The organism is Vibrio owensii CAIM 1854 = LMG 25443, assembly GCF_000817815.1.
GTDB lineage: Bacteria > Pseudomonadota > Gammaproteobacteria > Enterobacterales > Vibrionaceae > Vibrio > Vibrio owensii.
Genome location: NZ_JPRD01000018.1, coordinates 1 through 25,816, shown reverse-complemented (window position 1 = coordinate 25,816; position 25,816 = coordinate 1). Strand labels below are relative to the sequence as shown.

The following is a 25,816-nucleotide window of genomic DNA, read 5'->3' as shown; positions in this document are numbered from 1 at the left end:
TCTCTAACCTAAGGAATTCCTCCTATGTCTAAGCGTGGTCTAGGAAAAGGACTGGATGCGTTGTTGTCGACCAGTTCGTTGGCTCGTGAAAAACAACACATTGCATCGCACAGCCAAGCATTGTCGGCAGACGGTGAACTGACTGATTTGGCGATTGGTCAATTGCAGCCTGGTGTTTACCAACCGCGCAAAGATATGGCGCCAGAAGCGCTAGAAGAACTCGCAGCTTCAATTCAATCGCAAGGCATCATTCAGCCAATCGTGGTTCGCCAAGTGGCGAGTGGCCAGTTTGAAATCATCGCTGGTGAACGCCGTTGGCGTGCAGCAAAGCAAGCCGGTCTAAAACGTGTACCTTGTTTGGTGAAAAAGGTCGAAGACCGTGCCGCTATTGCGATGGCACTTATCGAGAACATTCAACGTGAAGATTTGAATGTGATTGAAGAAGCTCAAGCGCTTGAGCGTCTACAGGATGAATTCACGCTAACGCATCAGCAAGTGGCCGATGTGATTGGCAAATCAAGAACCACAGTTAGTAACCTATTACGTCTAAATCAGTTAGAAATTGATGTAAAAGGTCTGGTTGCAGACAAAAAATTAGAAATGGGTCATGCTCGAGCTCTGTTAGCCTTGGAAGGCGAGCAGCAGGTTGAAGTGGCTCTACAAGTGGCTAAGAAGCAAATGACCGTTCGCCAAACCGAACAGTTAGTAAAAAAGTGCTTAGCCCCACAAAATGAGCAAAAAGCTCAACAAGAAGATACCGAAGCGGAGCAAATGTCGCATAAATTGAGTCAACTGCTTGATGCTAAGGTTTCTTTGGTCCGTTCTGCAAACGGCAAAGCGAAAGTGACGATAAGTCTTGATGAGCCTCACAAATTGGATCAACTGATTGCCAAGCTAGAGGCCTAAATGAGATAATTGATTTAGGTCAATTAATTAAAATAATCGAATTTTGTGTGAAAGTTGTCGGATTGTAAACAAAACTGTAAGTTTTTGATGCAATATAATTGCATTCAATTGTTCGCACCGTATAATTTTCGCCAATTTCCCTGCACAGAGAGTTTAGTGCAAAGTGGATATTACTAGAGGTACGAATACATGGTAGCTGCGTTAGCTAGACCAGGACGAGAGCTCGCAAAGCAATTGTTAATGATCCAGTCTGGCGCGGTTATTTTTGTGGCTGCAGGAATGGCGATAGCCGTGAATCCTGAATGGGGAATTTCAGCGCTGGTAGGTGGAGGCATCTTTGTTGTTGCCAATGCTGTCTTTGCGCTATGTGCTTTTATGTTTAGTGGGGCTCGCGCTGCCAAGCGTATCGCGGCGTCTTTCTATACAGGCGAAGTTCTGAAAATCCTCATCACGGTTGTGTTGTTCTACGTAGCCTACATGTATATGCAGGTGGAACTTGTTCCCCTCAAACTAACCTATTTGCTGGTACTAGGTATTAATATCTGTGCACCAGTGCTATTCATTAACAACAAAAAATAGGATGAGTTATGGCTGCGCCAGGTGAAGCGCTAACATCGTCCGGTTACATTGCCCACCACTTATCAAACCTTTCTTTAGCTAAGTTAGGCTTGGTAGCGGATGAAGCAAGTTTCTGGAACGTACATATCGATAGCCTGTTTTTTTCTTGGTTTACTGGTTTAATCTTCCTCGGAATTTTTTACAAAGTAGCGAAGGGAACAACAGCGGGTGTACCGGGTAAGCTTCAGTGTGCTGTAGAAATGATCGTTGAATTTGTCGCGGAAAACGTCAAAGACACGTTCCATGGACGCAACCCACTGATCGCGCCTTTAGCACTGACTATCTTTTGTTGGGTATTTTTGATGAACGTGATGGACTTAGTCCCGATCGACTTCTTACCTTACCCAGCAGAGCATTGGCTAGGTATCCCTTATCTTAAGGTTGTACCGTCTGCTGATGTGAATATCACCATGGCTATGGCTCTAGGCGTTTTCGCATTGATGATTTACTACAGCATCAAAGTGAAAGGTCTAGGTGGATTCGCAAAAGAACTTGCACTACATCCATTCAATCACCCACTAATGATTCCGTTTAACCTACTGATCGAAGTGGTATCGCTACTAGCGAAGCCTCTTTCTCTTGGTATGCGTCTATTCGGTAACATGTTCGCGGGTGAGGTTGTATTCATTCTTTGTGCGGCAATGCTACCATGGTACTTACAATGGATGGGTTCACTACCGTGGGCAATCTTCCATATCTTGGTTATTACGATTCAAGCCTTCGTATTCATGATGTTGACAATTGTTTACCTGTCAATGGCACACGAAGACGCTGATCATTAATTTTTTAAGCTTTTTATTTGGGCACTAAGCCAACAACTATAAATTGGAGATAGTAATGGAAACTTTACTGAGCTTTTCTGCAATCGCCGTAGGTATTATCGTCGGTCTTGCTTCTCTTGGTACAGCGATTGGTTTCGCACTACTAGGTGGTAAATTCCTAGAAGGTGCAGCACGTCAACCAGAAATGGCTCCTATGCTACAAGTTAAGATGTTCATCATCGCAGGTCTACTTGATGCGGTTCCAATGATCGGTATCGTAATCGCGCTACTATTCACTTTCGCAAACCCATTTGTGGGTCAACTAGCAGGCTAATTAACAACTCTGTTAATTGTATTTTTGTAGTTGATTCTTAAAAGGGAGTAGCTGTTGTGAATATAAACGCAACTCTGCTAGGTCAAGCAATCTCGTTCGCACTATTTGTGTGGTTCTGCATGAAGTATGTATGGCCACCGTTGATGCAAGCGATCGAAGAACGTCAGAAGAAAATTGCTGACGGTCTTCAAGCAGCAGAACGTGCTGCAAAAGACTTGGATCTAGCACAAGCCAACGCTTCTGATCAGATGAAAGAAGCGAAGCGCACAGCAACTGAGATCATCGACCAAGCGAACAAGCGTAAGTCTCAAATTATTGATGAAGCTCGCGAGGAAGCTCAGGCTGAACGCCAGAAAATCCTAGCGCAAGCGGAAGCAGAACTTGAAGCTGAACGTAATCGTGCACGCGATGAGCTGCGCAAACAAGTTGCTACTCTGGCTGTAGCTGGTGCTGAGAAAATCCTTGAGCGTACTATCGATAAAGACGCTCAGAAAGATATTCTCGACAACATTACTGCAAAACTTTAAGTCTGGGGGCGCATATGTCTGATATGACTACAATCGCACGCCCCTATGCTAAAGCAGCTTTTGACTTTGCTGTAGACAAAGACCAATTGGACCAATGGGGCCAAATGTTGTCTTTCGCTACTGAAGTTGCCAAAAACGAACAAATGAATGAACTTCTAACGGGTTCTGTCTCTGCTGACAAATTGGCGGAGATTTTTGTTGCAGTTTGCGGTGAACAAGTTGATGCACACGGTCAAAACCTGATTAAGGTTATGGCTGAGAATGGTCGTCTAACGGCCCTTCCAGATGTTTGTGAGCAATTCTTCTTATTGAAGAAAGAACATGAGAAAGAAATCGATGTTGAAGTCATTTCAGCAAGTGAACTTTCTGATGAACAGCTAGCAAACATTGGCAGCAAACTTGAAGTGCGTCTTGAACGCAAAGTGAAGCTGAATTGCAGCGTAGATGAGACCCTACTTGGTGGGGTTATTATTCGAGCCGGAGACCTAGTCATCGATGACTCAGCGCGAGGTCGTTTGAACCGCCTGAGCGATGCATTGCAGTCTTAATGGGGATTGGAGCATGCAACTTAATTCCACGGAAATTAGCGATCTAATCAAACAGCGTATCGAATCTTTCGACGTTGTTAGTGAAGCTCGCAACGAGGGTACTATCGTATCGGTAAGCGATGGTATCATCCGCATCCACGGCCTAGCGGACGTGATGCAAGGTGAAATGATTGAATTACCGGGTGGCCGTTATGCACTAGCACTTAACCTTGAGCGTGACTCGGTTGGTGCGGTAGTAATGGGCCCATATGCTGACCTTAAGGAAGGCATGAAAGTTACAGGTACTGGCCGCATTCTTGAAGTGCCAGTTGGTCCAGAACTTCTAGGTCGCGTAGTGAACACACTAGGTGAGCCTATCGATGGTAAAGGTCCAATCGAAGCTAAATTGACTTCGCCTGTAGAAGTAATCGCACCAGGTGTAATCGACCGTAAATCGGTAGACCAACCTGTACAAACTGGCTACAAATCAGTTGACTCAATGATCCCAATCGGTCGTGGTCAGCGTGAGCTTGTAATCGGTGACCGTCAGACTGGTAAAACAGCAATGGCGATCGACGCGATTATCAACCAGAAAGACTCTGGTATTTTCTCAATCTACGTAGCAATCGGTCAGAAAGCATCGACTATCGCTAACGTAGTTCGCAAACTAGAAGAGCACGGCGCGTTAGCTAACACTATCGTTGTTGTTGCATCTGCTTCTGAATCTGCAGCGCTACAATACCTAGCGCCATACGCAGGTTGTGCGATGGGTGAATACTTCCGCGATCGCGGTGAAGACGCACTGATTGTTTACGATGATCTATCTAAGCAAGCGGTAGCTTACCGTCAGATCTCTCTACTACTAAAACGTCCACCAGGCCGTGAGGCATTCCCAGGTGACGTATTCTACCTACACTCGCGTCTACTAGAGCGTGCAGCTCGTGTAAACGAAGAGTACGTAGAGCGTTTCACTAACGGTGAAGTGAAAGGTAAGACTGGTTCTCTAACTGCTCTTCCTATCATCGAAACTCAAGCAGGTGACGTTTCAGCATTCGTACCGACTAACGTAATCTCGATTACCGATGGTCAGATCTTCCTACAAACTGAGCTATTCAACGCGGGCGTACGTCCAGCGGTTGACCCAGGTATCTCAGTATCTCGTGTAGGTGGTTCAGCTCAGACGAAAATCATCAAGAAGCTATCTGGCGGTATCCGTACTGCACTAGCTCAGTACCGTGAACTAGCGGCATTCGCACAGTTCTCGTCTGACCTTGATGAAGCGACGAAGAAACAGCTAGACCATGGTCAAAAAGTTACAGAACTAATGAAGCAGAAGCAGTACGCTCCAATGTCTGTATTTGACCAAGCACTAGTAATCTTCGCGGCAGAGCGCGGCTATTTAGCAGATGTTGAACTAAGCAAACTGCTAGATTTCGAAGCGTCTCTACTATCGTACGCTCGCGGTCAATACGCTGAATTCGCAGCTGAGATCGACAAGACGGGTGCATACAACGATGAAGTTGAAGCTCAGTTGAAGAAACTGACTGACGACTTCGTAGCAACCCAAACTTGGTAATTAGGTCGGTGGCAGTTTCTGCCACCAACTAACGGAGAGTAACGATGGCCGGCGCAAAAGAGATACGTAATAAAATCGGTAGTGTTAAAAGCACTCAGAAAATTACGAAAGCGATGGAAATGGTAGCAGCTTCAAAAATGCGTCGTTCTCAAGACGCAATGGAAGCTTCTCGTCCATACGCTGAAACAATGCGTAAAGTGATCGGTCATGTGGCTAATGCAAATCTAGAGTACCGTCATCCGTACCTAGAAGAGCGTGAAGCTAAACGTGTTGGTTACATCATCGTTTCGACAGACCGTGGTCTGTGTGGTGGTTTGAACATTAACGTGTTCAAAAAAGCCGTTACAGACATGCAATCATGGAAAGAGAAGGGTGCTGAAGTTGAACTGGCTGTAATTGGTTCAAAAGCAACAGCTTTCTTTAAACATGGTGGCGCAAAAGTTGCGGCACAGGTTTCTGGCCTGGGTGATAGCCCAAGCCTAGAAGACCTAATCGGTTCTGTTGGCGTAATGCTTAAGAAATACGATGAAGGTGAACTGGATCGTCTATATGTGGTGTTCAACAAGTTTGTGAACACTATGATTCAGCAACCAACGATCGATCAATTGCTACCTTTGCCTAAATCGGACAGCGAAGAGATGCAGCGTGAGCACTCATGGGACTACATCTATGAGCCTGAGCCAAAACCTCTATTAGACACACTTCTAGTGCGTTACGTAGAGTCTCAGGTATACCAAGGTGTGGTTGAGAACCTTGCTTGTGAGCAAGCGGCTCGAATGATTGCGATGAAGGCTGCAACGGATAACGCAACCAACTTGATTGAAGATTTAGAACTTGTGTACAACAAAGCCCGTCAGGCTGCGATCACACAAGAACTATCGGAAATCGTTGGTGGTGCATCTGCGGTTTAAGCTTAGGTAAAACGAAATAGTTTAGAGGATTAACGATGGCTACAGGTAAGATCGTACAGATCATCGGTGCGGTAGTCGACGTAGAGTTCCCACAGAGCGAAGTACCAAGTGTATATGACGCTCTAAACGTTACAGAATCTAAAGAGCGTCTAGTTCTTGAGGTTCAACAACAGCTAGGCGGTGGCGTAGTTCGTTGTATCGTAATGGGTAGCTCTGATGGTTTACGTCGTGGCGTTGAAGTGGTTAACACTGGCGCTCCAATTTCAGTACCAGTAGGTACTAAAACTCTAGGTCGTATCATGAACGTCCTAGGTGACGCGATTGATGAGCGTGGTGAGATCGGTGCAGAAGAGGTTTACTCTATTCACCGTGAAGCACCAAGCTACGAAGAGCAATCAAACGAAACAGCACTTCTAGAAACTGGTGTTAAAGTAATCGACTTGGTTTGTCCATTCGCTAAGGGTGGTAAAATCGGTCTATTCGGTGGTGCAGGTGTAGGTAAGACCGTTAACATGATGGAGCTTATCAACAACATCGCACTTCAACACTCAGGTCTATCAGTATTTGCTGGTGTTGGTGAACGTACTCGTGAAGGTAACGATTTCTACTTCGAGATGCAGGAAGCGGGCGTTGTAAACGTTGAGAATCCTGAAGAATCTAAAGTAGCGATGGTTTACGGTCAGATGAACGAGCCACCAGGCAACCGTCTACGTGTTGCACTGACTGGTCTAACAATGGCAGAACGTTTCCGTGACGAAGGTCGTGACGTACTTCTGTTCGTTGATAACATCTACCGTTACACGCTTGCAGGTACTGAGGTATCAGCACTTCTAGGTCGTATGCCTTCTGCGGTAGGTTACCAGCCAACTCTTGCAGAAGAGATGGGTGTACTACAGGAGCGTATCACGTCAACTAAGCAAGGTTCTATCACGTCTGTACAGGCGGTATACGTACCTGCGGATGACTTGACTGACCCGTCTCCAGCAACAACGTTCGCGCACTTGGATGCAACGGTTGTACTTAACCGTAACATCGCAGCTATGGGTCTATACCCAGCGATCGACCCACTAGATTCGACTTCTCGTCAGCTAGACCCACTAGTAGTTGGTCAAGAGCACTACGACACAGCTCGTGGTGTTCAGCAGACACTTCAGCGCTACAAAGAGCTGAAAGATATCATCGCGATTCTAGGTATGGACGAGCTATCTGAAGAAGATAAGCAAGTTGTATCTCGTGCACGTAAGATTGAGCGTTTTCTAACTCAGCCTTACCACGTAGCGGAAGTATTTACAGGTGACCCAGGCGTTTACGTACCTCTTAAAGAGACACTACGTGGCTTCAAAGGTCTACTAGCTGGTGAATACGATGACATTCCAGAGCAAGCGTTCATGTACTGCGGTACGATTGACGATGCTATCGAGAATGCGAAGAAGCTATAAGGCTAACTAGGAGGCGATATGGCACCAATAACCTTTCACCTAGACGTAGTAAGCGCTGAGAAACGTATTTTCTCTGGTCGTGTAGAAACGTTTCAGGTGACCGGTAGCGAAGGTGAACTGGGTATTTTCCACGGTCACACTCCGCTGCTGTCCGCTATTAAGCCTGGTATGGTGCGTATTGTGAAACAGCACGGCCACGAAGAGTTCATTTATGTCTCTGGTGGTATGGTCGAAGTTCAGCCTGGTACTGCTACAGTACTGGCTGATACTGCGATTCGTGGTGAAGATCTAGACGCAGCGAAGGCAGAAGAAGCCAAGCGCCGCGCTGAGGAGCAAATCCAGAATCAGCATGGTGACATGGACTTCGCACAAGCGGCCAGTGAACTGGCTAAAGCCATTGCTCAGCTACGAGTTATCGAGCTGACCAAAAAGCGTCGCTAAGCTCAATTAGCAACGTTGCATGAAAAAAGGCGGCCATTTGGTCGCCTTTTTGATTAATTTTAGTTGGAAATTTACATCCCACCATTAACTATTCCTTTCAAGCTGTTTAAAATAACGCCCAATTAAAATAGAACGTCAATAGGTTATTAATGAAATTCAGTGCTGTGATTCTTGCTGCGGGTAAAGGTACCCGTATGTATTCGAACATGCCTAAAGTGCTACACACTTTGGCAGGGAAGCCGATGGCAAAACATGTTATCGATACATGTACAGGTCTTGGCGCACAAAACATCCACCTAGTATATGGTCACGGTGGTGATCAAATGCAACAAACGCTAGCAAAAGAGCCGGTTAATTGGGTACTGCAAGCGGAGCAACTAGGTACAGGTCACGCGGTTGATCAAGCGTCTCCGAAGTTTGAAGACGATGAAAAAGTACTGGTGCTTTACGGTGATGTTCCACTGATTTCAGCTGAAACGATTGAAAACCTATTAGATGCACAACCAACAGGCGGTATTGCACTACTAACTGTGATGCTAGACAACCCAATGGGTTACGGTCGTATCATTCGCAAAAATGGTCCAGTAGTGGCGATCGTCGAGCAAAAAGACGCAACAGAAGAGCAGAAGCTCATCAAAGAATGTAATACCGGTGTGCTGGTGGCGACAGGTGGTGACCTGAAACGCTGGCTTGCTGGTCTAAATAATGAAAACGCACAAGGCGAATACTACTTAACAGACGTTATCGCGGCAGCACACGATGAAGGTCGCGCGGTTGAGGCGGTACACCCAGTAAACGCGATTGAAGTGGAAGGCGTTAACGACCGTGCTCAACTGGCTCGTCTTGAGCGTGCATTCCAATCAATGCAAGCACAGAAACTTCTAGAACAAGGCGTTATGCTGCGCGACCCAGCACGTTTTGACCTACGTGGTGAACTGCAATGTGGTATGGATTGTGAAATCGATGCAAACGTAATCATCGAAGGTAAAGTATCACTGGGTGATAATGTTGTCATCGGCGCTGGTTGTGTACTGAAAGACTGTGAAATCGACGATAACACCATCGTTCGCCCATACAGCGTAATTGAAGGCGCAACAGTTGGTGAAGAATGTACAGTTGGTCCATTCACACGCCTACGTCCTGGCGCAGAGATGCGTAACGACTCTCACGTGGGTAACTTCGTTGAAGTGAAAAACGCACGTATCGGTGAAGGCTCTAAAGCAAACCACCTAACTTACCTAGGTGACGCAGAAATCGGCCAACGTACTAACATCGGTGCAGGTACGATCACTTGTAACTACGACGGCGCGAACAAGTTCAAGACCATCATTGGTAACGACGTCTTCGTTGGTTCTGACAGCCAACTTATCGCGCCAGTGACAGTTGCGGATGGTGCAACCATTGGTGCTGGTACTACGTTAACCAAAGATGTCGCTGAGGGTGAGCTTGTGATCTCTCGTGCGAAAGAGCGCAAAATTACCGGTTGGCAGCGTCCAGTTAAGAAAAAGTAAGCTTAATTCGCTTACTTCAAAAGAATAAGAACCAAAGCCGCTCTTGATGAGCGGCTTTGTTGTATCTGGTGTTGTGAAAGATAGAGTTTAGTGACTTGGGATCGCCATGCGTTTCTCTAGCCAGCGCACCGCTTGAGAGACCAAAAGAATCAACACCAAATACTCTAAGACGAGAAATGTATAGATCTCTAATGGTAAGTACTCATTCACGACTAATTCATTCGCTCGTCTCGTTAAGTCACTTAAACCTATCACGCTGACCAACGAACTCATCTTTAGGATATAAACGAATTGATTCCCCAGCGGCGGTAAGATTTGGCGAAATGCTTGGGGAAGAATCACTAAGCGCATTTTTTGCCAGTAGTTCAACCCGAGTGACTCCGCTGCTTCGTGTTGTCCACGACTGATGGCTTGGATTCCCCCTCTAAAGACTTCCGCCATGAAGGCACTCTCTGCAATGGTTAGCGCAATCACACCTGCCCAAAAGTGGTTTAGGGATACATCGAGTAGCGTTGGCATTCCGTAATACACCCACAGCAACAATACCAAAACTGGAATAGAGCGAATCACTTCTACGTAAACTCGGTTGATCCACTTGAGCACTGGAGAATCAGAAAGGGCGGGAAGAGCAATGATCAAACCAATTGTCATCGCAAATAGCATGCTGAGCAGTGATACTTGGATCGTGTCATTAAAGCCAGCGATCAGAAACTTGATGTTTGTCAGCCCTTGCTCAGTCGATGGATCAAGAACATACCAGCCCCATTGGTAGTCGGAGCAACCTGTGAGAAAAAGCAATGAAACGAGGCATAGATGTCGATAGTTCACATTTACTCCCTGAACTGACTAAAAAACTTCCTTTGTTGCTGCTATGTTATCAATGAAGCCGTACTAATGGTTAATCATTAAAGGGAATATCTCCTACCGTCATTCTTTTAAGGGAATAGAAAATGAAAAAAACGTTGCTTGCGTTGGGAATGTGTCTGCTCGCGATGGCTCAAGTCGCTCATGCAGAAAGTCGTCTACAAGAGATCTTGGACAAAGGTGTGTTGCGTGTCGGGACGACAGGGGATTGGAACCCGATGACGATGAAAGATCCTGCGACCAATAGTTATCGTGGTTTTGATATCGATGTCACCACTGAGCTTGCTAAAGATCTGGGCGTTAAGGTGGAATACGTTGCGACCGATTGGAAAACACTGGTTAACGGTATCACGGCAAACAAATACGATATTACTGGTAGCGCGTCATTGAACATGTCACGTGCAAAAGTAGCAGGTTATAGCCAACCGTATTTCTATCTTGCGTTTGTGCCTGTGGTGCAAAAGAAAGACCTAGCAAAATTCTCTGATTGGGCAGACTTCGATAAGCCAGATGTGAAAGTAGCGGCAACGCTGGGAACGGTTCAAGAGAAGTTGGTCAAAGACTTCTTTCCATCTGCGCAGCATATTGTGATTGAAGCGCCAGCGCGTGACTTCCAAGAATTACTAGCTCGCCGTGCCGACGTATCGGTAACATCAAACGTAGAAGCGGCCACGCTGGTGGAGAAGTTTAAACAGTTGGCGATTGTTCCAGTTAAAGAGCCGCGCAAACCAACACCAATTGCGATGCTCTTGTCGCAAGATGACCAAGTATGGATTAACTACATCAACCACTGGGTTGAGCTTAAGAAGACTCAAGGCTTCTTTAAGCAAACGGCTGAAAAATGGGGCTTGAAGAGTATGTAAGGTTTTGCCTTATTCTTTCGCCGATAAAAGACAAAGAGCCGCATTAAGCGGCTCTTCTTTATTATGTAGTGGGGTTGAGTTTGACGAAAAATTAGAGCTCGTCTTCACTCACTACGCGAGCGTTGTCCGGAGTTGTAAAGTGCTGAGACAATTCACGGTTAGACAGAATGTAACCCATCCACAGACCACCCATACAAATCACAATCGCAACACCAGTCACCATTTGCGCTTGGCTCGCCATTGCTGCAACCAGTGCGCTTGATAGGCTGCTCACGGTAATCTGTAGACTGTTTTGTAGGCCTGCAGCCGTCGCTGGACTCTGTTGAGCACTTGCTAATGCGCGGTTTACTACGATTGGGTAAAGAGCACCGTTAGCAACTGCAATCAAACAGAATGGCGCTAGGATTGGCCAGATAGAGGTCAGTTGCCATTGTGACGCAGCGAAGATAAGCAGTGCTGCAACACTAAACAGGCCAATCAACTGACGCAGAATCTTTTCATCACCATATTTACGAACGCCGACCTTACCTAAGTAACCACCAACCATGAAAGCAATAGTTTGTGGGATAAAGCTCAAGCCGATGTCTTTTGCTTCATAGCCAAGTTGAGACATGATCTCTGGCATACCAGTTAGGTAAGCAAAGAAAGCCGCAGACGCAGTAGCAAACATAAACACGTTACCTAGGTAAGTTTTAGAACCTAGTAGTGATTTGATGTCTGAAGACATGCTGGTTTGTTTTACTTCTACTTTTTCATCTTTTTGCGCCATTGTCGCAACGACAAGCAGTACCCCCATCAGTGTCAATGCAACAAAAATGCTGTGCCAACCGAAGTTGTTTGCCAACAACACACCTAACTGAGGGGCTAGTGCTGGAGACAGTGCTACAAGCGGCATGATAGTGGCAAAGATTTGTTGGCTCTGGCTAGAGTGGCGTTTGATCACCATCGCTTGCCAAATAACGGCTGGGGCACATACACCGATAGCCTGTACAAAGCGCAGTGCTAACAATTGCCACACTTGCTCACTGAATGCGAGACCGAATGAAGCAACAGTAAACAGCGCTAAACCTGCGGCTAGGGTATTACGATGACCAAATTTGTCTGAAGCCAGACCCCACATCAACTGACCAAAAGCCATACCAACAAGAAAGACGGTCAGAGAAAGTGCGATTTGTTCAGGACCTGTAGCAAAGTCGATTTCCATCGCTTTGAAGGCTGGTAAGTACATATCGGTGGCGATAAAGCCGAGCATAGATAGGGCTGCTAGATAAACAAGCTGTAGTTTTGATATTTTCATGATTCAACCAATCAAATTATTTAATCATTTTTTGTTCAGTATCAGTTGGCGCCAACCCTGATTTATTTACCTCGCCATTCTATTTTTCGATTTTGAGAAAATAAAACGCTAAAATTGTTAGTTATTAATCAAATTTTTTGAAAGGTCGAAATCATGTTCTCCAAGTCTTCACTGGAAATGCTCGATACCGTTGCTCGTTTGGGGAGTTTTACTGCGGCAGCAGAGGTGCTACATAAAGTGCCTTCTGCAATTAGTTATGGTGTGCGCCAAGTTGAGCAAGAGTTAGATGTGGTTTTGTTTCGTCGATTACCGAGAAAAGTCGAGCTAACGCCTGCCGGTGAGTTGTTTATCGAAGAGGCGCGCTTACTGCTCAGACAAATGGCGGAAGTGAAAGCGCAAACTCGACGCGCAGCACATGGCTGGCAATCAACACTCAGGCTCACACTGGATAACGTAGTTAAGCTCGATAAGCTCAAGCCTCTGGTTGAGGATTTCTATCAAGAATTTGAATTTGCAGAGCTGCAAATCAACATGGAAGTGTTTAACGGCTCTTGGGAAGCGATTGCTCAAGGGCGTGCTGATATTGTTGTTGGAGCCACGTCAGCAATCCCGGTAGGTGGTGATTTTGAAGTCAAAGATATGGGGATGTTGGACTGGGCATTTGTTATGTCTCCAGCACATCCTTGTGTTCGCCAACAAACCCTAACTGAAGAGTTTGTCAGTCAATTTCCGGCGATCTGTCTTGATGATACTTCTAACGTGTTGCCGAAACGCCACACAGGACACTACCCCAAACAGCGACGCTTATTACTGCCTAACTGGTACAGCGCAATTGAATGTCTAAAAAATGGGGTCGGAGTGGGGTACATGCCACGCCATATTGCAATGCCTCTTATCCATGAAGGCGTGCTGGTGGAAAAAGTGCTGCAGGATGATAAACCATTGAGCCAATGCTGCTTGGTATGGCGTAAAGATGATAATCACAAGTTGATTCAATGGATGGTGGATTATCTTGGTTCGTCAAGTCAACTGCATCGAGATTGGCTACAACATTCATAAAAATGGAAATTGCTTTAAACACCTGTTGACAACATGGTCAATTTATTAACAATCAAAACAAAGTTCGGTAAATTTAGGATGAAGGATTATGTCAAAGCTAGTGGATCGAAAATGGCAAATCTTACCGATCATTGCATTGTCTGTGTTTATGTTGGTGGGGCTTTACGGTTTTTATATGACGCTTGAGCGTTCTGTGCATGATTCAGTTCAACGCACTACCGAGTCATTGCTCACTGACGTTATTTATGAAATTAAGGAAGATAACCCTCACTTTGCTAGTGAGTCAGATATCGACGACTACATTGGCGATCTCACGCAAGCGGATGCGGACGCTCGTATTCAAGTGATAGATCAGCAAGGGACGGTGGTAGGCGATACAGCACTTTCTGATCGTGCTCTGATTGGCTTGGAGAGTCACGGCGATCGTCCGGAGTTTATTCAGGCTTGGGAAAGCGGTTCTGGCTACGATGTGCGCTTTAGTGAAGTGCTGTCGGTCGACCTATTCTACGTTTCACGCAAGATTGAATTTGATGCTCAGGAATTTGTGGTCGTGTTGTCCGTACCGATGCATCACCTTAAAACCATGACTTCGGAGTTAATGGCAATCCTAGGTGTGATGGTTGTGTTGAGTATTGGTTTTCTTATCGCGACCTCGATCTTCAGCCATCGCCAAATTATCCATAAAGTCTCTGAAGAGCAGAAAAAGCAGGACGAGCGTATTCGTCAACGCACTCTAGAAATCGAGCTAATGCATCGCCTAGCGAATATGCTGGCAGCATGTAACAACCTAGTCGAAGCGCAAATGGTGGTGGAAGACATCGTGCCGCGTATTCTTGGCAAGGTGAATGGCAGTATTTCCCTGATGCGTTCTTCGCGCAACCAGTTGGTTACTCAACTTGATTGGGGAGATAGTTGGCCGGGCAGTCGTTCTTTCGCTCCGGATGAATGCTGGTCATTGCGCAAAGGTCGCAGTCACTTGTCGATTGAATCTTTCCATAACCTCACGTGTGAGCACATGGCATCGGTTGAGAATAACCAAACGTTGTGTATTCCTCTGACTGCGCATGGGAACACCATTGGCATTATGCATTTGTACTTTGGCCAAGGTGATATCAAAGTTGATGAGATGACCATGCAGCTTGCTTACAGTGTAGCGGAGCACCTTGGCCTGGCATTGGCTAACCTGAGCCTGCAAGAAAAACTGCGCTCGCAAGCATTGAGCGATCCGCTGACAGGTTTGTACAATCGCCGCTTCTTCGAGCAAAAGCTGACTGAACACGTGAACAACTCGGCAACCAGTACCGAAGATATGTCTCTATTGATGCTCGATCTCGACCATTTCAAGCGATTTAACGACAACTTCGGCCATGATGCCGGTGATTACGTGCTCAAAGAGATCAGTGCATTGCTGAAGCGAACTGTGTCAGAAGATGAAACGGCGTGTCGTCTCGGTGGGGAAGAACTGGCTGTGATTCTACCGCATTGCGATATGGTGTCTGCGACCGATTATGCACAAAATATAGTTGATCAGATCCGAGCACTGCATCTTGAGCACAAAGGCTTGTCGTTAGGGCAGTTAAGTGTGTCGATTGGTGTGGCAACGTATCCAGAACCGGCTTCGGATATTGAGGGACTGGTGAAGATGGCGGATAAGGCGCTGTACCTTGCGAAAGACCAAGGCCGAGATCGTGTCGTCAACTATCAGCAATACAGCGAGTTCAAAGCACCAGAGCCGGAAACGGCAGAGATTGCGTTGATTCAAAGTTGATAAAAAAATCCCTCGTCAAACGAGGGATTTTTTTATTGCGTGGTACAGGTTACGACAAGAAGAACTTGTAAGACGGGTTGTCTGTTTCGTCTTTGCATTGATAGCCAAGTTCGCGCAAATGCGCAGAAAACTGACCTAAGTCGCTTTCATCTAACTCGAAACCACATAAAACGCGTCCGTAGTCAGCGCCGTGGTTACGGTAGTTGAACAAGCTGATATTCCAATGAGTACCGAGTGTACTCAAGAACTTAAGCAGCGCTCCCGGATATTCTGGGAATTCAAAGCTGTAGAGGCGCTCTTTAAGCGGCTTAGACGGCTTACCACCAATCATGTAGCGCACGTGCAGTTTCGCCATTTCATCATCAGAGAGGTCAACCACAGGGTAGCCACCATCACGTAAGTCGTGAATGATGTTTTCTAGCTCTTCCTGACCGCCTTGCAAACGAACACCGACAAAGATATTCGCCAGTGCGTCATCATTGTAACGATAGTTAAACTCCGTTACGGCACGGCCGCCAATGAGGTTGCAGAACTCAAAGAAGGCACCTTGACGCTCAGGAATGGTAACGGCAAGCAAACCTTCACGTTTCTCACCAAGCTCACAACGCTCAGAAACATAACGTAAGCCATGGAAGTTAGTATTTGCACCAGACAGTACAGTACCTAGATTCTTACCTTGCAGTTTGTTTTGCTCAGCAAACTTTTTCAAACCAGCCAGAGCAAGTGCGCCCGAAGGCTCAGCAATGGCGCGAGTGTCTTCAAAGATGTCTTTTACTGCTGCGCAGATTTCATCGCTAGAGACCGCAATATGGCCATCAATGTACTTTTGGCATAGACGGAAAGTCTCTTCGCCAATGCGTTTTACAGCGACGCCATCGGCAAACATGCTGACTTGGTCTAGTACCACTGGCTCACCAGCATCCAATGCTGCTTTGAGGCATGACGAATCTTCAGGTTCAACTGCAATCACTTTGATTTCTGGCATGAGCTGCTTCACAAGTACCGCAACACCCGCAGCCAAACCGCCACCACCGACAGGAACGAAGATGTAGTCAAGGTGACCATTTTGTTGCAGCATTTCCATGCCGATGGTGCCTTGACCTGCAATCACCAGTGGATGATCGAAGGGAGGGACAAAGGTATACCCGTTTAACTCGGATAGACGCTCTGCCTCGGCTTTTGCCTCATCAAAGTTACTGCCGTGTAGCACCACGTTGCCACCAAAGCCACGTACCGCATCGACTTTTATGTCTGGTGTGGTTTTTGGCATCACGATAGTGGTCTTGATGCCTAGCTTAGTACCTGAAAGCGCCATGCCTTGAGCGTGGTTACCTGCAGATGCTGCGATGACACCTGCGGCTTTTTGCTCTTCAGACAGGCTTGCCACCATGTTGTATGCACCGCGCAATTTGAACGAGTGCACGGGTTGGCGATCTTCACGTTTGATTTGCACATTGTTGCCAATACGAGCAGCAAGGCGAGGCATCTCTTGCAAAGGTGTGACAGTCGCGACTTCATACACAGGAGCACGCAAGATCTGGCGCAGATAATCTGCACCAGATTGGTTTTCCTGTTTTAAGGGAAAGGGTTGACTCATAAAGCTAGCCCTCGAGCTTAGATTTGTCTCGTACTGCACCTTTGTCAGCACTGGTCGCCATGCTTGCGTAAGCTTTGAGTGCAAATGAAACTTCACGTTGGCGGTCTACCGGTTTCCAGCCTAACTCGTCTTGTTTCGCACGGCGCTCGGCAAGTTCTTGTTCAGATACTTGAAGTGAAATTGAACGGTTTGGAATATCAATCGCAATAATGTCGCCTTGCTTCACCAAGCCAATTGCACCGCCGTTTGCCGCTTCAGGAGAAGCGTGGCCGATAGACAGACCTGATGTACCACCAGAGAAACGGCCGTCAGTCAGAAGTGCACACTCTTTGCCAAGGCCCATCGATTTTAGGTAAGTGGTTGGGTACAGCATTTCTTGCATGCCCGGGCCACCTTTAGGGCCTTCGTAGCGGATAATTACCACGTCGCCTGCTTTTACTTTGCCACCCAAGATGCCTTCCACGGCGTCTTCTTGGCTTTCAAATACCACGGCTGGGCCAGTGAACTTATGAATGCTCTCATCAACACCTGCAGTCTTAACGATACAACCATCCAGTGCGATGTTGCCTGATAGAACGGCTAGGCCACCTTCTTGGCTAAAGGCATTTTCTTTGGTGCGAATACAACCTTCTGCACGGTCGTCATCAAGGCGATCCCAGCGGCAATCTTGTGAGAACGCTTGAGTAGTACGAATACCCGCAGGGCCTGCGCGGTAGAACTTAAGTACGTCTTCGTCTTCAGTTTGGATGATGTCGTATTTTGCCAGCTGCTCTTTCATCGAAAGGCCAAGTACGGTGCGTGCATCATTGTGTAGTAGACCTGCACGGTCAAGCTCACCAAGAATCGCCATTACGCCACCAGCGCGGTGCACGTCTTCCATGTGATATTTCTGGGTAGATGGTGCCACTTTACACAAGTGTGGTACTTGGCGAGACAAGCGATCGATATCTTCCATATCGAAATCCACTTCGCCTTCTTGCGCTGCTGCCAGTAGGTGCAAAATGGTGTTGGTCGAGCCACCCATTGCAATATCCAGTGCCATCGCGTTTTCGAACGCATCAAACGTAGCGATGTTGCGAGGCAGTGCTGATTCGTCATCTTGCTCGTAGTAACGACGAGTCAGTTCAACGATACGACGACCTGCATTGAGGAACAGTTGTTCACGGTCAGCGTGCGTTGCTAGCATAGAACCGTTACCCGGCTGAGAAAGACCCAGTGCTTCCGTTAGACAGTTCATTGAGTTTGCAGTGAACATGCCTGAACACGATCCACACGTTGGACATGCGCTACGTTCGATCTGCTCACTTTGCTCATCAGATACTTTTGGATCCGCGCCTTGGATCATTGCATCAACAAGGTCTAGCTTGATGATCTGATCAGAAAGCTTGGTTTTACCCGCTTCCATTGGACCACCAGAAACAAAGATAACAGGGATGTTAAGACGCATAGATGCCATTAACATTCCCGGAGTGATTTTGTCACAGTTAGAGATACATACCATGGCATCGGCACAGTGCGCGTTGACCATGTACTCTACTGAGTCTGCGATCAGTTCGCGTGAAGGTAGTGAGTACAGCATGCCGCCGTGACCCATTGCGATACCATCATCAACCGCGATGGTGTTGAATTCTTTTGCGATGCCGCCGGCTTTTTCGATTTCACGTGCTACAAGCTGACCCATGTCTTTTAGGTGTACGTGACCCGGAACAAATTGAGTAAACGAGTTTACGACGGCGATGATTGGTTTACCGAAGTCTTCTTCTTTCACACCCGTTGCACGCCATAGTGCTCGTGCACCCGCCATGTTACGACCATGTGTTGTGGTTGCTGATCTATATTTTGGCATTTCCTAATCCTTCTTACTTCTGTTCTGGGTACACATAGTCTAACCAGCCCCACTTATCTTCCGTGGTGCCGTTAAATAGGCCAAAGTAGGCCGCTTGTAGTTCTTTAGTGATTGGGCCGCGTTTACCGGTGCCCACTTCAATCTTGTCGATAGTTGCGACTGGTACAACTTCAGCTGCGGTACCTGTCATAAAGACTTCATCGGCAAGGTAAAGCGCTTCACGAGCAATATTAGCTTCGCGTACTTCATAACCTTTATCGCGCGCAATAGTCATGATCGAATCGCGAGTGATGCCCGGCAGAATCGCGCTCGTTGCTGGTGGTGTGGTGATCACGCCGTCTTTGATAACAAAGATGTTTTCACCAGCGCCTTCCGATAGGTAACCATCTACGCTCAGTGCGATACCTTCGTCATAGCCGTGACGACGGGCTTCACCACCAACGAGCAGTGAAGATAGGTAGTTACCGCCTGCTTTAGCTGCCGTTGGGATGGTGTTAGGCGCAGCTCGATTCCAGCTAGAGATCATGGCATCAACCCCAGCTTCTAGCGCTTCTTCACCTAGGTAAGAGCCCCAAGGGAATGCGGCAATGATCAGGTCCATCTCAGTACCAACAGGTGGGCACACGCCCAAGCCAACATTACCGACAAAACCCAATGGACGAATGTAAGCGCTGTCGAGTTTGTTCTGGCGAAGGGTTTCGCGTGTTGCTTCCATGATTTCTTCCACTGTATATGGAATCGGGAAGCGGTAAATCTTGGCAGAGTCTTTCAAACGTTGTGCATGCTCACGGTGACGGAAGACAATTGGTCCTTTTGGCGTGTTGTAGCAGCGTACGCCTTCAAATACAGAGGTGCCGTAGTGCATTGCGTGAGTCAGAACGTGAACGTTCGCCTCTGCCCACGGAACCATCTCGCCATTAAACCAAATGAAATCTGCAGTTTTCGTTGCCATTTATTGCCTTCCTTATGCACTCACGTGTTGTTGTAAGTTGTGATTTGGGAGTTCATCGTTGCGGATCTTAAGTACCTCAACGGTGCGAATGTCCCACAACTTCTCAATTTGATTGACCAAAAACGAGATAGGTCGATCGCTGTCGACGATGATCTCTACGCTGGCTACTTTGCTTTCGTGGTTTTGGGTAGCCGCGACTTGTTTGATCACAAAGCCTCGGTGACGAATCACACGAAGAACGCGCTCCAACAATACCGGTTTATCGTCGGCTTTGATGTCGAGTAAATATCTGTCCATGCGATTGTCTCCTAAGTGTTTTCCAACATATCACTGTTTGATGCACCAGGTGGTACAAGTGGCCACACGTTCTCTTCTTCGTCGATTAAAACGTGAAGCATGTAAGAAGTCTTACTTTCTAGCATCTCTTTGAGAGCCGGTTCGACTTCTTCTTTCTTGGTGATGGTTTTGCCCGGGATATCGAACGCTTTGGCAAGCATTACGAAGTCTGGGTTGTCATCAAGAATGGTTTCGCTGTGGCGGCCGTCAAAGAACAGCGACTGCCATTGGCGAACCATGCCAAGACGTTGGTTATTAAGAAGGACAATCTTCACTGGAATCTGACGACGCTTCAGCGTGCCCAATTCCTGCACGTTCATCATAAATGAACCGTCACCTGTAATAAGGATAGACTGATCATCAGGACGTGCGACTGCAGCGCCCATCGCCGCTGGTAAGCCAAAGCCCATAGTGCCAAGGCCAGCAGAAGTGATGAAGTTTTGTGGATCGCGTGGTTGGATATGTTGTGCTGCCCACATCTGATGCTGACCTACGTCGGTCGAGACAATTGAGCTATCCGGCATCATGTCTGACAACTGTTTAAGTAGCAGCGGAGCGTAGATCAACTCGCCCGGATGATCGTAACGCCATTTGAATCCGCTACGCAGGCTCTCACTGTGATGTACCCAAGGGGTGATGTCTTGAGTCAGCTCTAATTGAGGAAGAATCTTGCTGATTTCGCCACGCAGTGGTGCATTGGCGTGGCGAAGCTTATGGATTTCAGCCGCATCGATGTCGATATGGATTACTTTCGCATGCGGTGCAAACGTGTCGAGCTTCCCTGTCACGCGGTCATCAAAACGTGCTCCAACTACAATCAAAAGGTCACATTCTTGAACCACTAGGTTTGCGGCTTTGGTGCCATGCATGCCCAGCATGCCTAAGTAGTGCGGGTCGTGGCGTTCAATGGTGCCCAAACCTTTTAGCGTGCTTACCGCTGGCATTGGGTTTAAACGTAGGAACTCGCGTACTGAGTCTGTCGCTTTGGCAATTTGTACGCCACCACCAACGTATAGAACTGGTCGAGTTGAAGCGGCAAGCACTTCTTGAGCGCGCTGGATATCAGCAGCAGTGACTAAAGGTGCAGCTGGTGGAACAAAAGGAGGCAGTAATTCGGTTGGCGCTTGAGCAAGCTGAACGTCTTTGGCGATATCAACAATCACCGGGCCAGGTCGACCTGTTTTTGCTACTTCGAACGCTTCGGCTAGCGTTGGGGCAAGGTCTTCAATCTCAGTCACTAGATAACTGTGCTTGGTACAGGCTAGGGACATTCCGATCACATCCATTTCTTGGAATGCGTCGGTACCGATATGAGAGCTAGCAACCTGACCTGTGATGGCTACTAGAGGAACGGAATCGAGGAAGGCGTCGGCAAGGCCAGTAACAAGGTTGGTGGCGCCTGGGCCTGAAGTGGCCATACAAACGGCAACGTCTTGCGTCGCTCGAGCCATCCCGATGGCGGCCATTGCAGCCCCTTGCTCATGACGGCATAAGATGTGTTCAACACCTCCGTCATACAACGCATCGTAGATTGGCATGATGGCTCCACCAGGATACCCAAACACCGTCTCGATGCCTTGCTGTCTTAAAGCGGCTACGACTAGTTCTGCACCGGTCATCGTAAACCTCCTTTGCTACGTTGTGGCTCGTAGCTATCGCCATGTGTTTTGCACTTCATGTGCACTCCCATTCTTCCCGTTAAGCTGTCTAAGGGTTAGACAGATGACAACTTGTAGTTGTAAAAAAACCCCCGGACTTCTCAGTGCGGGGGTTTTTTGTAATTTGTGGTTATCTTTCGCCCACAATCCCCCGCGCGGTGCCAATAATGACCACGATAATCAGGGCTAGCAGTGAGTTGATGTGAGCGAATAAGTTCATCTGTCTGTCGTTCTGTTTTCGTTAATAAGTATTGTGTAATGTTCTACGAAAATGTTTGCGTCACTAGTGGTAACACACAAATCTGCTGCATGACAAGCAAAAAGTCATTCTTTTTTCACATTAAGTACCAATCTGGACAGGCTATATAACATATCCATATAGAAAACATCTGGTTATATAACGTACAAAAATTTGAGGAAATTATGGGGCTGGCAATCATTCATAGTCGAGCAAGTGTGGGTGTGCAAGCGCCGTCGGTAAGTGTGGAAGTCCACATCAGTAATGGGATGCCGGGCTTTACGCTAGTGGGTCTACCGGAAACGACAGTAAAAGAATCGAAAGATCGCGTCCGCAGTGCGATCGTTAATTCCAACTTTCAATTCCCTGCCAAGCGAATTACGGTAAATTTAGCACCTGCGGATCTGCCCAAAGAAGGTGGACGCTTCGATCTGCCGATTGCATTAGGGATTTTGGCAGCTTCAGAACAAATCGTGACAGATAAGCTCAAAAACTACGAATTTGTTGGTGAATTAGCCCTTTCTGGCGGATTAAGAGCTGTAAAAGGCGTGCTGCCCGCTGCGTTGGCTGCGAACAAAAAGCAGCGCCGTTTAGTGGTGCCTCATGCCAATGGTGATCAGGCGGCACTTGTCGGCAAAGAGCAGCACAAATCTGCTCAATCGCTATTGGAAGTTTGTGCTGAGTTGTGTGGCCAACATCAATTGAATTTGTATCAAACCCCGAAGAAAAAAGAGATCAAAAAACACAGCCGAGATTTGCAAGACATCATCGGTCAACAGCAAGGCAAACGCGCTCTAGAGATCGCTGCTGCAGGCAATCACAATCTATTATTTCTTGGTCCACCGGGTACGGGAAAGACCATGCTGGCATCACGCCTGTGTGACTTGTTACCTGAGATGAATGTTGAAGAGGCAATGGAAACCGCCTCTGTGGCATCACTGACCCAAAGTGAAATTAATGAACATAACTGGAAGACGCGACCGTTTCGCGCGCCGCATCATTCTAGCTCAATGGCAGCGCTCGTGGGGGGCGGCTCTGTGCCTAGACCGGGTGAGATTTCATTAGCACACAATGGGTTGCTGTTCCTCGACGAGATGCCGGAGTTTGACCGTAAAGTGCTCGACTCTTTACGTGAGCCATTGGAGTCTGGTGAAATCATTATCTCTCGAGCGCAGGGTAAAACCCGTTTTCCGGCTCGATTCCAATTGGTTGGTGCATTAAACCCAAGCCCGACAGGGTACTACGAGGGCAATCAAGCTCGGACAAACCCGCAAGCCATCCTGCGTTACCTTGGTCGGTTATCAGGCCCGCTTCTTGATCGCTTTGATATGTCGTTAGAGATTCCCGCATTGCCAAAAGGTACACTTGCTGAAGGTGGCGATCGAGGAGAGCCTACCGCTGCGGTTAAGCAAAGAGTCAATCAGGCCAGAGAAAGCATGGTGCAACGCAGTGGTAAAGTGAATGCTTTATTGGGAAGTCGAGAGATTGAAGCCTTTTGCCCGCTGCAAAAAAGCGACGCTGAGTTTTTAGAAAATGCGCTGCATCGTCTTGGATTATCGATTCGTGCTTACCATCGTATCATCAAAGTCGCGCGTACTATTGCTGATCTGGAAGGCTCACCACAAATTGAACGAACGCATCTGGCAGAAGCTTTGGGTTATCGAGCAATGGATAGGTTGCTCAAGCAGTTGACGGCTCAAGCGGTATAAGGAAGAAATCGCAGTGAGCGGTTTTGCTCACTGCGATTAACGTGTCTAGAAGCCGTAGTTCAAACCGACAGACAGCAGGTATTCTTTCTCATCGTAGAAGGTGATGTTGGAATCGTTATTCCCGTAACCTGCCAGAGAGATGAGTGACCAGTTTTGCCAATCGAATACATTCTTGTACTCGTAGGCCGCAAACAAACTGAGCTTACCGTCATCACGCGTCTTATCGAATGTGTCACTGGCTGCTTCGTAGTTTTTCAGCGTGTAACCTGCCGTAACTGCAAAACGATGGCGATTCACGAACTGGAACCAACTTAATTCGAATCGGTAAGAGTCGAAGGATTCCGCTTCGCCATCTGCATCTTGATAGACATAAGTAAATGCAGGTTGCAGCATCGACGTGCGGCTAAGCGGGATACGGTAGTCGCCTTTGATGTGGTAGATCTTTGCATCACGCAGCAAAGATGAATCGGTCACGGTATCTTTTTCTACGTCTTTATCTGCGTACGCCAAATCAAGATTAAAGTTGTCGTCTAAGAAGCGATTGATTTGGAGACGAAACGCATTGCCGCCTTCATCGGTGGTGTTTCTCGATTGCCCCGTTAAGTACGGATCTTGCCAAGTTTCTCCCTCCAAGATGGTTGGTAAGTAGGAAAAGTCGAGCACAGTGCCCGAAGCCAGTTGGTATTTGTAACCAAGTTGGAAGGCGAGAGTACCGATCGCGATGTCGGAACGAGTGGTACCGGCATACACTTGGTGATTGAGTTTGTTACCAAAGGTATACGCTGCACTGCCTAGCGGTGCAACGATAAAAGATTCATCACTTTCGGCACGCTGATTCAATGATGTGATAGTGCTGTTGCTGTCTGTATTGAAGTTGGATTCTGATGAGATGAAGCCTGCGTTCAACGAAATCTCACCGCTAAAACCTGCTGTTTCTGCAAGTTGAGCTTGTGCTGAACTGACGATAAAGGCCAAAGGCAGTAAGGTTAGCCTTGGATTCATTCGCTTTCTCCTTGTTTGTCGAATGAAAGATGTTATTTGAGCGTTGGTCCAGTTTTACAGTGAAACAAATCTGACCATTCTTACAAATGTTTCAATGTGGCAACGGATTCGTATAATTACACGCTGTTTTATTACTCACGCGCTATAGTTACTGATTGGTTACCATGTTGGCATATTTGTTACTCATTTTTAACGCTTCTTTTGTGATTATAAATTCTGCGGTTTGTTCCATCGCAATTTGTATCATCGCCATTTTTAAGCTGTTGCTTCCAACTGCGAAGTTCAAAGCCAAAGGCACCGAGGCTGCCAACAAAATGATGTGGGTGTGGGCAACGGTCAACGCCGGTATTCTTGCGCTCTCTAATCGCGTTGAATGGGACGTTCAAGGCGGTGAAAACCTGAAGAAAGATGGCTGGTACTTACTGATCAGTAATCATCTTAGTTGGACTGACATTGTTGTACTGTGTTGCGTGTTTAAAGATCGCATTCCGATGCCAAAATTTTTCCTCAAGCAGCAGCTATTATATGTGCCTTTTATCGGAATGGCATGTTGGGCGTTAGATATGCCGTTCATGCGTCGCTATTCGCGAGAGTATTTGCTTCGTAATCCAGACAAACGTGGGCAAGATCTGCAAACCACGCGCCGTTCATGTGCCAAATTTAAACATACGCCAACCACAGTGGTGAACTATGTAGAGGGCACACGCTTTACCCAAGATAAGCAACGTAAGAGCCGAGCGGGTTATCAACATTTGTTGCAACCTAAATCTGGTGGTATTGCTTATACGTTAGCGGCCATGGGGGAGCAGTTTGAGAACATCATCGATGTGACCTTAGCGTACCCAGAAAACACCAATAAACCCTTTAAAGATATGCTGATGGGGCGTATGACCAAAATTGTGGTGCGAGTGAAGGTTCTGCCAGTCGATGAGCGAGTGTTAGGTGATTACTTCAATGACAAGCCATACAAACGCCAGTTTCAACAATGGTTAGGCGATGTTTGGCAAGAGAAAGACCAAGTGCTGCAAGAGATTCATAAATAGAAAGGGGAGCAATGTGCTCTAATGCCGATCAGT

At 47.1% G+C, this 25,816-nt stretch carries 24 protein-coding genes; 16 read left to right on the top strand and 8 right to left on the bottom strand.

All coding sequences use genetic code 11. The features are described from left to right. The first annotated feature begins 24 nt into the window (after window positions 1-24). The 11 genes from H735_RS11855 (at window position 25) to glmU (ending at window position 9,551) form a co-directional block, all read left to right on the top strand. Entirely contained in the window at window positions 25-906 is an 882-nt protein-coding gene (locus tag H735_RS11855; RefSeq protein ID WP_020195197.1) for a ParB/RepB/Spo0J family partition protein, read from the top strand. Between the two features lie 189 nt (window positions 907-1,095). Next, window positions 1,096-1,485 carry a F0F1 ATP synthase subunit I gene (locus tag H735_RS11850; protein ID WP_005440813.1) on the top strand — a complete coding sequence of 130 codons (390 nt, stop codon included), beginning with the start codon at window positions 1,096-1,098 and terminating at the stop codon, window positions 1,483-1,485. A gap of 8 nt (window positions 1,486-1,493) precedes the next feature. Then, window positions 1,494-2,306: a F0F1 ATP synthase subunit A gene (gene atpB, locus H735_RS11845; RefSeq protein WP_020195196.1), complete on the top strand. Its 813-nt coding sequence runs from the start codon at window positions 1,494-1,496 to the stop codon at window positions 2,304-2,306. 55 nt (window positions 2,307-2,361) lie between these two features. Then, entirely contained in the window at window positions 2,362-2,619 is a 258-nt protein-coding gene (gene atpE, locus H735_RS11840; protein WP_005372317.1) for a F0F1 ATP synthase subunit C, read from the top strand. Window positions 2,620-2,675: 56 nt separating this feature from the next. Continuing rightward, window positions 2,676-3,146: a F0F1 ATP synthase subunit B gene (gene atpF / locus H735_RS11835; protein ID WP_005451032.1), complete on the top strand. Its 471-nt coding sequence runs from the start codon at window positions 2,676-2,678 to the stop codon at window positions 3,144-3,146. Between the two features lie 14 nt (window positions 3,147-3,160). Further along, window positions 3,161-3,694, top strand: coding sequence for a F0F1 ATP synthase subunit delta (atpH, locus tag H735_RS11830; protein WP_005440809.1), 534 nt, complete (start codon window positions 3,161-3,163; stop codon window positions 3,692-3,694). A 13-nt stretch (window positions 3,695-3,707) separates the two neighbouring features. Then, window positions 3,708-5,249, top strand: a complete 1,542-nt coding sequence (gene atpA / locus H735_RS11825; RefSeq protein WP_009708033.1) for a F0F1 ATP synthase subunit alpha — start codon at window positions 3,708-3,710, stop codon at window positions 5,247-5,249. A gap of 44 nt (window positions 5,250-5,293) precedes the next feature. Then, on the top strand, window positions 5,294-6,160 hold the full coding sequence (gene atpG, locus H735_RS11820) for a F0F1 ATP synthase subunit gamma (RefSeq protein ID WP_005440806.1): 867 nt from the start codon (window positions 5,294-5,296) through the stop codon (window positions 6,158-6,160). Between the two features lie 35 nt (window positions 6,161-6,195). Then, window positions 6,196-7,599: a F0F1 ATP synthase subunit beta gene (gene atpD / locus H735_RS11815; RefSeq protein ID WP_005451025.1), complete on the top strand. Its 1,404-nt coding sequence runs from the start codon at window positions 6,196-6,198 to the stop codon at window positions 7,597-7,599. Between the two features lie 18 nt (window positions 7,600-7,617). Then, complete coding sequence (locus H735_RS11810; RefSeq protein WP_005429758.1) at window positions 7,618-8,040, top strand: F0F1 ATP synthase subunit epsilon; 423 nt, start codon at window positions 7,618-7,620, stop codon at window positions 8,038-8,040. A 149-nt stretch (window positions 8,041-8,189) separates the two neighbouring features. Further along, a complete protein-coding gene (gene glmU / locus H735_RS11805) occupies window positions 8,190-9,551 on the top strand; it encodes a bifunctional UDP-N-acetylglucosamine diphosphorylase/glucosamine-1-phosphate N-acetyltransferase GlmU (protein ID WP_020195195.1) in 1,362 nt (453 codons plus the stop codon). 87 nt (window positions 9,552-9,638) lie between these two features. On the opposite strand, the gene H735_RS11800 is transcribed toward glmU, so the two are convergent. After that, window positions 9,639-10,379, bottom strand: coding sequence for an amino acid ABC transporter permease (locus H735_RS11800; RefSeq protein WP_020195194.1), 741 nt, complete (start codon window positions 10,377-10,379; stop codon window positions 9,639-9,641). A gap of 122 nt (window positions 10,380-10,501) precedes the next feature. Between H735_RS11800 and H735_RS11795 the strand changes: the two genes are divergently transcribed. Further along, window positions 10,502-11,278: a transporter substrate-binding domain-containing protein gene (locus tag H735_RS11795; protein WP_020195193.1), complete on the top strand. Its 777-nt coding sequence runs from the start codon at window positions 10,502-10,504 to the stop codon at window positions 11,276-11,278. A 91-nt stretch (window positions 11,279-11,369) separates the two neighbouring features. Here H735_RS11795 and punC read toward each other — a convergent pair whose 3' ends face one another. Then, entirely contained in the window at window positions 11,370-12,575 is a 1,206-nt protein-coding gene (gene punC / locus H735_RS11790; protein ID WP_020195192.1) for a purine nucleoside transporter PunC, read from the bottom strand. Between the two features lie 153 nt (window positions 12,576-12,728). Here punC and punR point away from each other — a divergent pair, with 153 nt between their 5' ends. Both punR and H735_RS11780 read left to right on the top strand, forming a co-directional pair. Continuing rightward, complete coding sequence (gene punR / locus H735_RS11785) at window positions 12,729-13,634, top strand: DNA-binding transcriptional activator PunR (protein ID WP_020195191.1); 906 nt, start codon at window positions 12,729-12,731, stop codon at window positions 13,632-13,634. Between the two features lie 88 nt (window positions 13,635-13,722). Further along, window positions 13,723-15,402: a sensor domain-containing diguanylate cyclase gene (locus H735_RS11780; RefSeq protein WP_020195190.1), complete on the top strand. Its 1,680-nt coding sequence runs from the start codon at window positions 13,723-13,725 to the stop codon at window positions 15,400-15,402. 49 nt (window positions 15,403-15,451) lie between these two features. On the opposite strand, the gene ilvA is transcribed toward H735_RS11780, so the two are convergent. Genes ilvA through ilvG form a run of 5 tightly spaced genes read right to left on the bottom strand, consistent with a single transcriptional unit; the run spans window position 15,452 to window position 21,752 of the window. After that, window positions 15,452-16,999, bottom strand: a complete 1,548-nt coding sequence (ilvA, locus tag H735_RS11775) for a threonine ammonia-lyase, biosynthetic (protein ID WP_020195189.1) — start codon at window positions 16,997-16,999, stop codon at window positions 15,452-15,454. 4 nt (window positions 17,000-17,003) lie between these two features. Continuing rightward, window positions 17,004-18,845 (bottom strand): dihydroxy-acid dehydratase, encoded by a 1,842-nt coding sequence (gene ilvD, locus H735_RS11770; RefSeq protein ID WP_020195188.1) that lies wholly within the window; start codon window positions 18,843-18,845, stop codon window positions 17,004-17,006. 13 nt (window positions 18,846-18,858) lie between these two features. Further along, complete coding sequence (ilvE, locus tag H735_RS11765) at window positions 18,859-19,797, bottom strand: branched-chain-amino-acid transaminase (RefSeq protein WP_009708024.1); 939 nt, start codon at window positions 19,795-19,797, stop codon at window positions 18,859-18,861. A gap of 12 nt (window positions 19,798-19,809) precedes the next feature. Continuing rightward, window positions 19,810-20,094 (bottom strand): acetolactate synthase 2 small subunit, encoded by a 285-nt coding sequence (gene ilvM / locus H735_RS11760; RefSeq protein WP_005440786.1) that lies wholly within the window; start codon window positions 20,092-20,094, stop codon window positions 19,810-19,812. Between the two features lie 11 nt (window positions 20,095-20,105). Beyond that, a complete protein-coding gene (gene ilvG, locus H735_RS11755; protein WP_020195187.1) occupies window positions 20,106-21,752 on the bottom strand; it encodes an acetolactate synthase 2 catalytic subunit in 1,647 nt (548 codons plus the stop codon). Between the two features lie 462 nt (window positions 21,753-22,214). Between ilvG and H735_RS11750 the strand changes: the two genes are divergently transcribed. Beyond that, window positions 22,215-23,738 (top strand): YifB family Mg chelatase-like AAA ATPase, encoded by a 1,524-nt coding sequence (locus tag H735_RS11750; RefSeq protein ID WP_020195186.1) that lies wholly within the window; start codon window positions 22,215-22,217, stop codon window positions 23,736-23,738. 45 nt (window positions 23,739-23,783) lie between these two features. Here the strand turns inward: H735_RS11750 and H735_RS11745 are convergent, their stop codons facing one another. After that, window positions 23,784-24,740 (bottom strand): DUF2860 domain-containing protein, encoded by a 957-nt coding sequence (locus H735_RS11745; RefSeq protein WP_020195185.1) that lies wholly within the window; start codon window positions 24,738-24,740, stop codon window positions 23,784-23,786. A gap of 164 nt (window positions 24,741-24,904) precedes the next feature. Here H735_RS11745 and H735_RS11740 point away from each other — a divergent pair, with 164 nt between their 5' ends. Next, window positions 24,905-25,783, top strand: a complete 879-nt coding sequence (locus H735_RS11740; RefSeq protein WP_020195184.1) for an acyltransferase — start codon at window positions 24,905-24,907, stop codon at window positions 25,781-25,783. Window positions 25,784-25,816 lie beyond the last annotated feature (33 nt).

Bases quoted from the DNA above. Each gene is read 5' to 3' on its own strand.
- H735_RS11855 (WP_020195197.1), top strand. From the start codon at position 25: ATGTCTAAGCGTGGTCTAGGAAAAGGACTGGATGCGTTGTTGTCGACC.
- H735_RS11850 (WP_005440813.1), top strand. From the start codon at position 1,096: ATGGTAGCTGCGTTAGCTAGACCAGGACGAGAGCTCGCAAAGCAATTG.
- atpB (WP_020195196.1), top strand. From the start codon at position 1,494: ATGGCTGCGCCAGGTGAAGCGCTAACATCGTCCGGTTACATTGCCCAC.
- atpE (WP_005372317.1), top strand. From the start codon at position 2,362: ATGGAAACTTTACTGAGCTTTTCTGCAATCGCCGTAGGTATTATCGTC.
- atpH (WP_005440809.1), top strand. From the start codon at position 3,161: ATGTCTGATATGACTACAATCGCACGCCCCTATGCTAAAGCAGCTTTT.
- atpA (WP_009708033.1), top strand. From the start codon at position 3,708: ATGCAACTTAATTCCACGGAAATTAGCGATCTAATCAAACAGCGTATC.
- atpG (WP_005440806.1), top strand. From the start codon at position 5,294: ATGGCCGGCGCAAAAGAGATACGTAATAAAATCGGTAGTGTTAAAAGC.
- atpD (WP_005451025.1), top strand. From the start codon at position 6,196: ATGGCTACAGGTAAGATCGTACAGATCATCGGTGCGGTAGTCGACGTA.
- H735_RS11810 (WP_005429758.1), top strand. From the start codon at position 7,618: ATGGCACCAATAACCTTTCACCTAGACGTAGTAAGCGCTGAGAAACGT.
- glmU (WP_020195195.1), top strand. From the start codon at position 8,190: ATGAAATTCAGTGCTGTGATTCTTGCTGCGGGTAAAGGTACCCGTATG.
- H735_RS11795 (WP_020195193.1), top strand. From the start codon at position 10,502: ATGAAAAAAACGTTGCTTGCGTTGGGAATGTGTCTGCTCGCGATGGCT.
- punC (WP_020195192.1), bottom strand. From the start codon at position 12,575: ATGAAAATATCAAAACTACAGCTTGTTTATCTAGCAGCCCTATCTATG.
- punR (WP_020195191.1), top strand. From the start codon at position 12,729: ATGTTCTCCAAGTCTTCACTGGAAATGCTCGATACCGTTGCTCGTTTG.
- H735_RS11780 (WP_020195190.1), top strand. From the start codon at position 13,723: ATGTCAAAGCTAGTGGATCGAAAATGGCAAATCTTACCGATCATTGCA.
- ilvA (WP_020195189.1), bottom strand. From the start codon at position 16,999: ATGAGTCAACCCTTTCCCTTAAAACAGGAAAACCAATCTGGTGCAGAT.
- ilvD (WP_020195188.1), bottom strand. From the start codon at position 18,845: ATGCCAAAATATAGATCAGCAACCACAACACATGGTCGTAACATGGCG.
- ilvE (WP_009708024.1), bottom strand. From the start codon at position 19,797: ATGGCAACGAAAACTGCAGATTTCATTTGGTTTAATGGCGAGATGGTT.
- ilvM (WP_005440786.1), bottom strand. From the start codon at position 20,094: ATGGACAGATATTTACTCGACATCAAAGCCGACGATAAACCGGTATTG.
- ilvG (WP_020195187.1), bottom strand. From the start codon at position 21,752: ATGACCGGTGCAGAACTAGTCGTAGCCGCTTTAAGACAGCAAGGCATC.
- H735_RS11750 (WP_020195186.1), top strand. From the start codon at position 22,215: ATGGGGCTGGCAATCATTCATAGTCGAGCAAGTGTGGGTGTGCAAGCG.
- H735_RS11745 (WP_020195185.1), bottom strand. From the start codon at position 24,740: ATGAATCCAAGGCTAACCTTACTGCCTTTGGCCTTTATCGTCAGTTCA.
- H735_RS11740 (WP_020195184.1), top strand. From the start codon at position 24,905: ATGTTGGCATATTTGTTACTCATTTTTAACGCTTCTTTTGTGATTATA.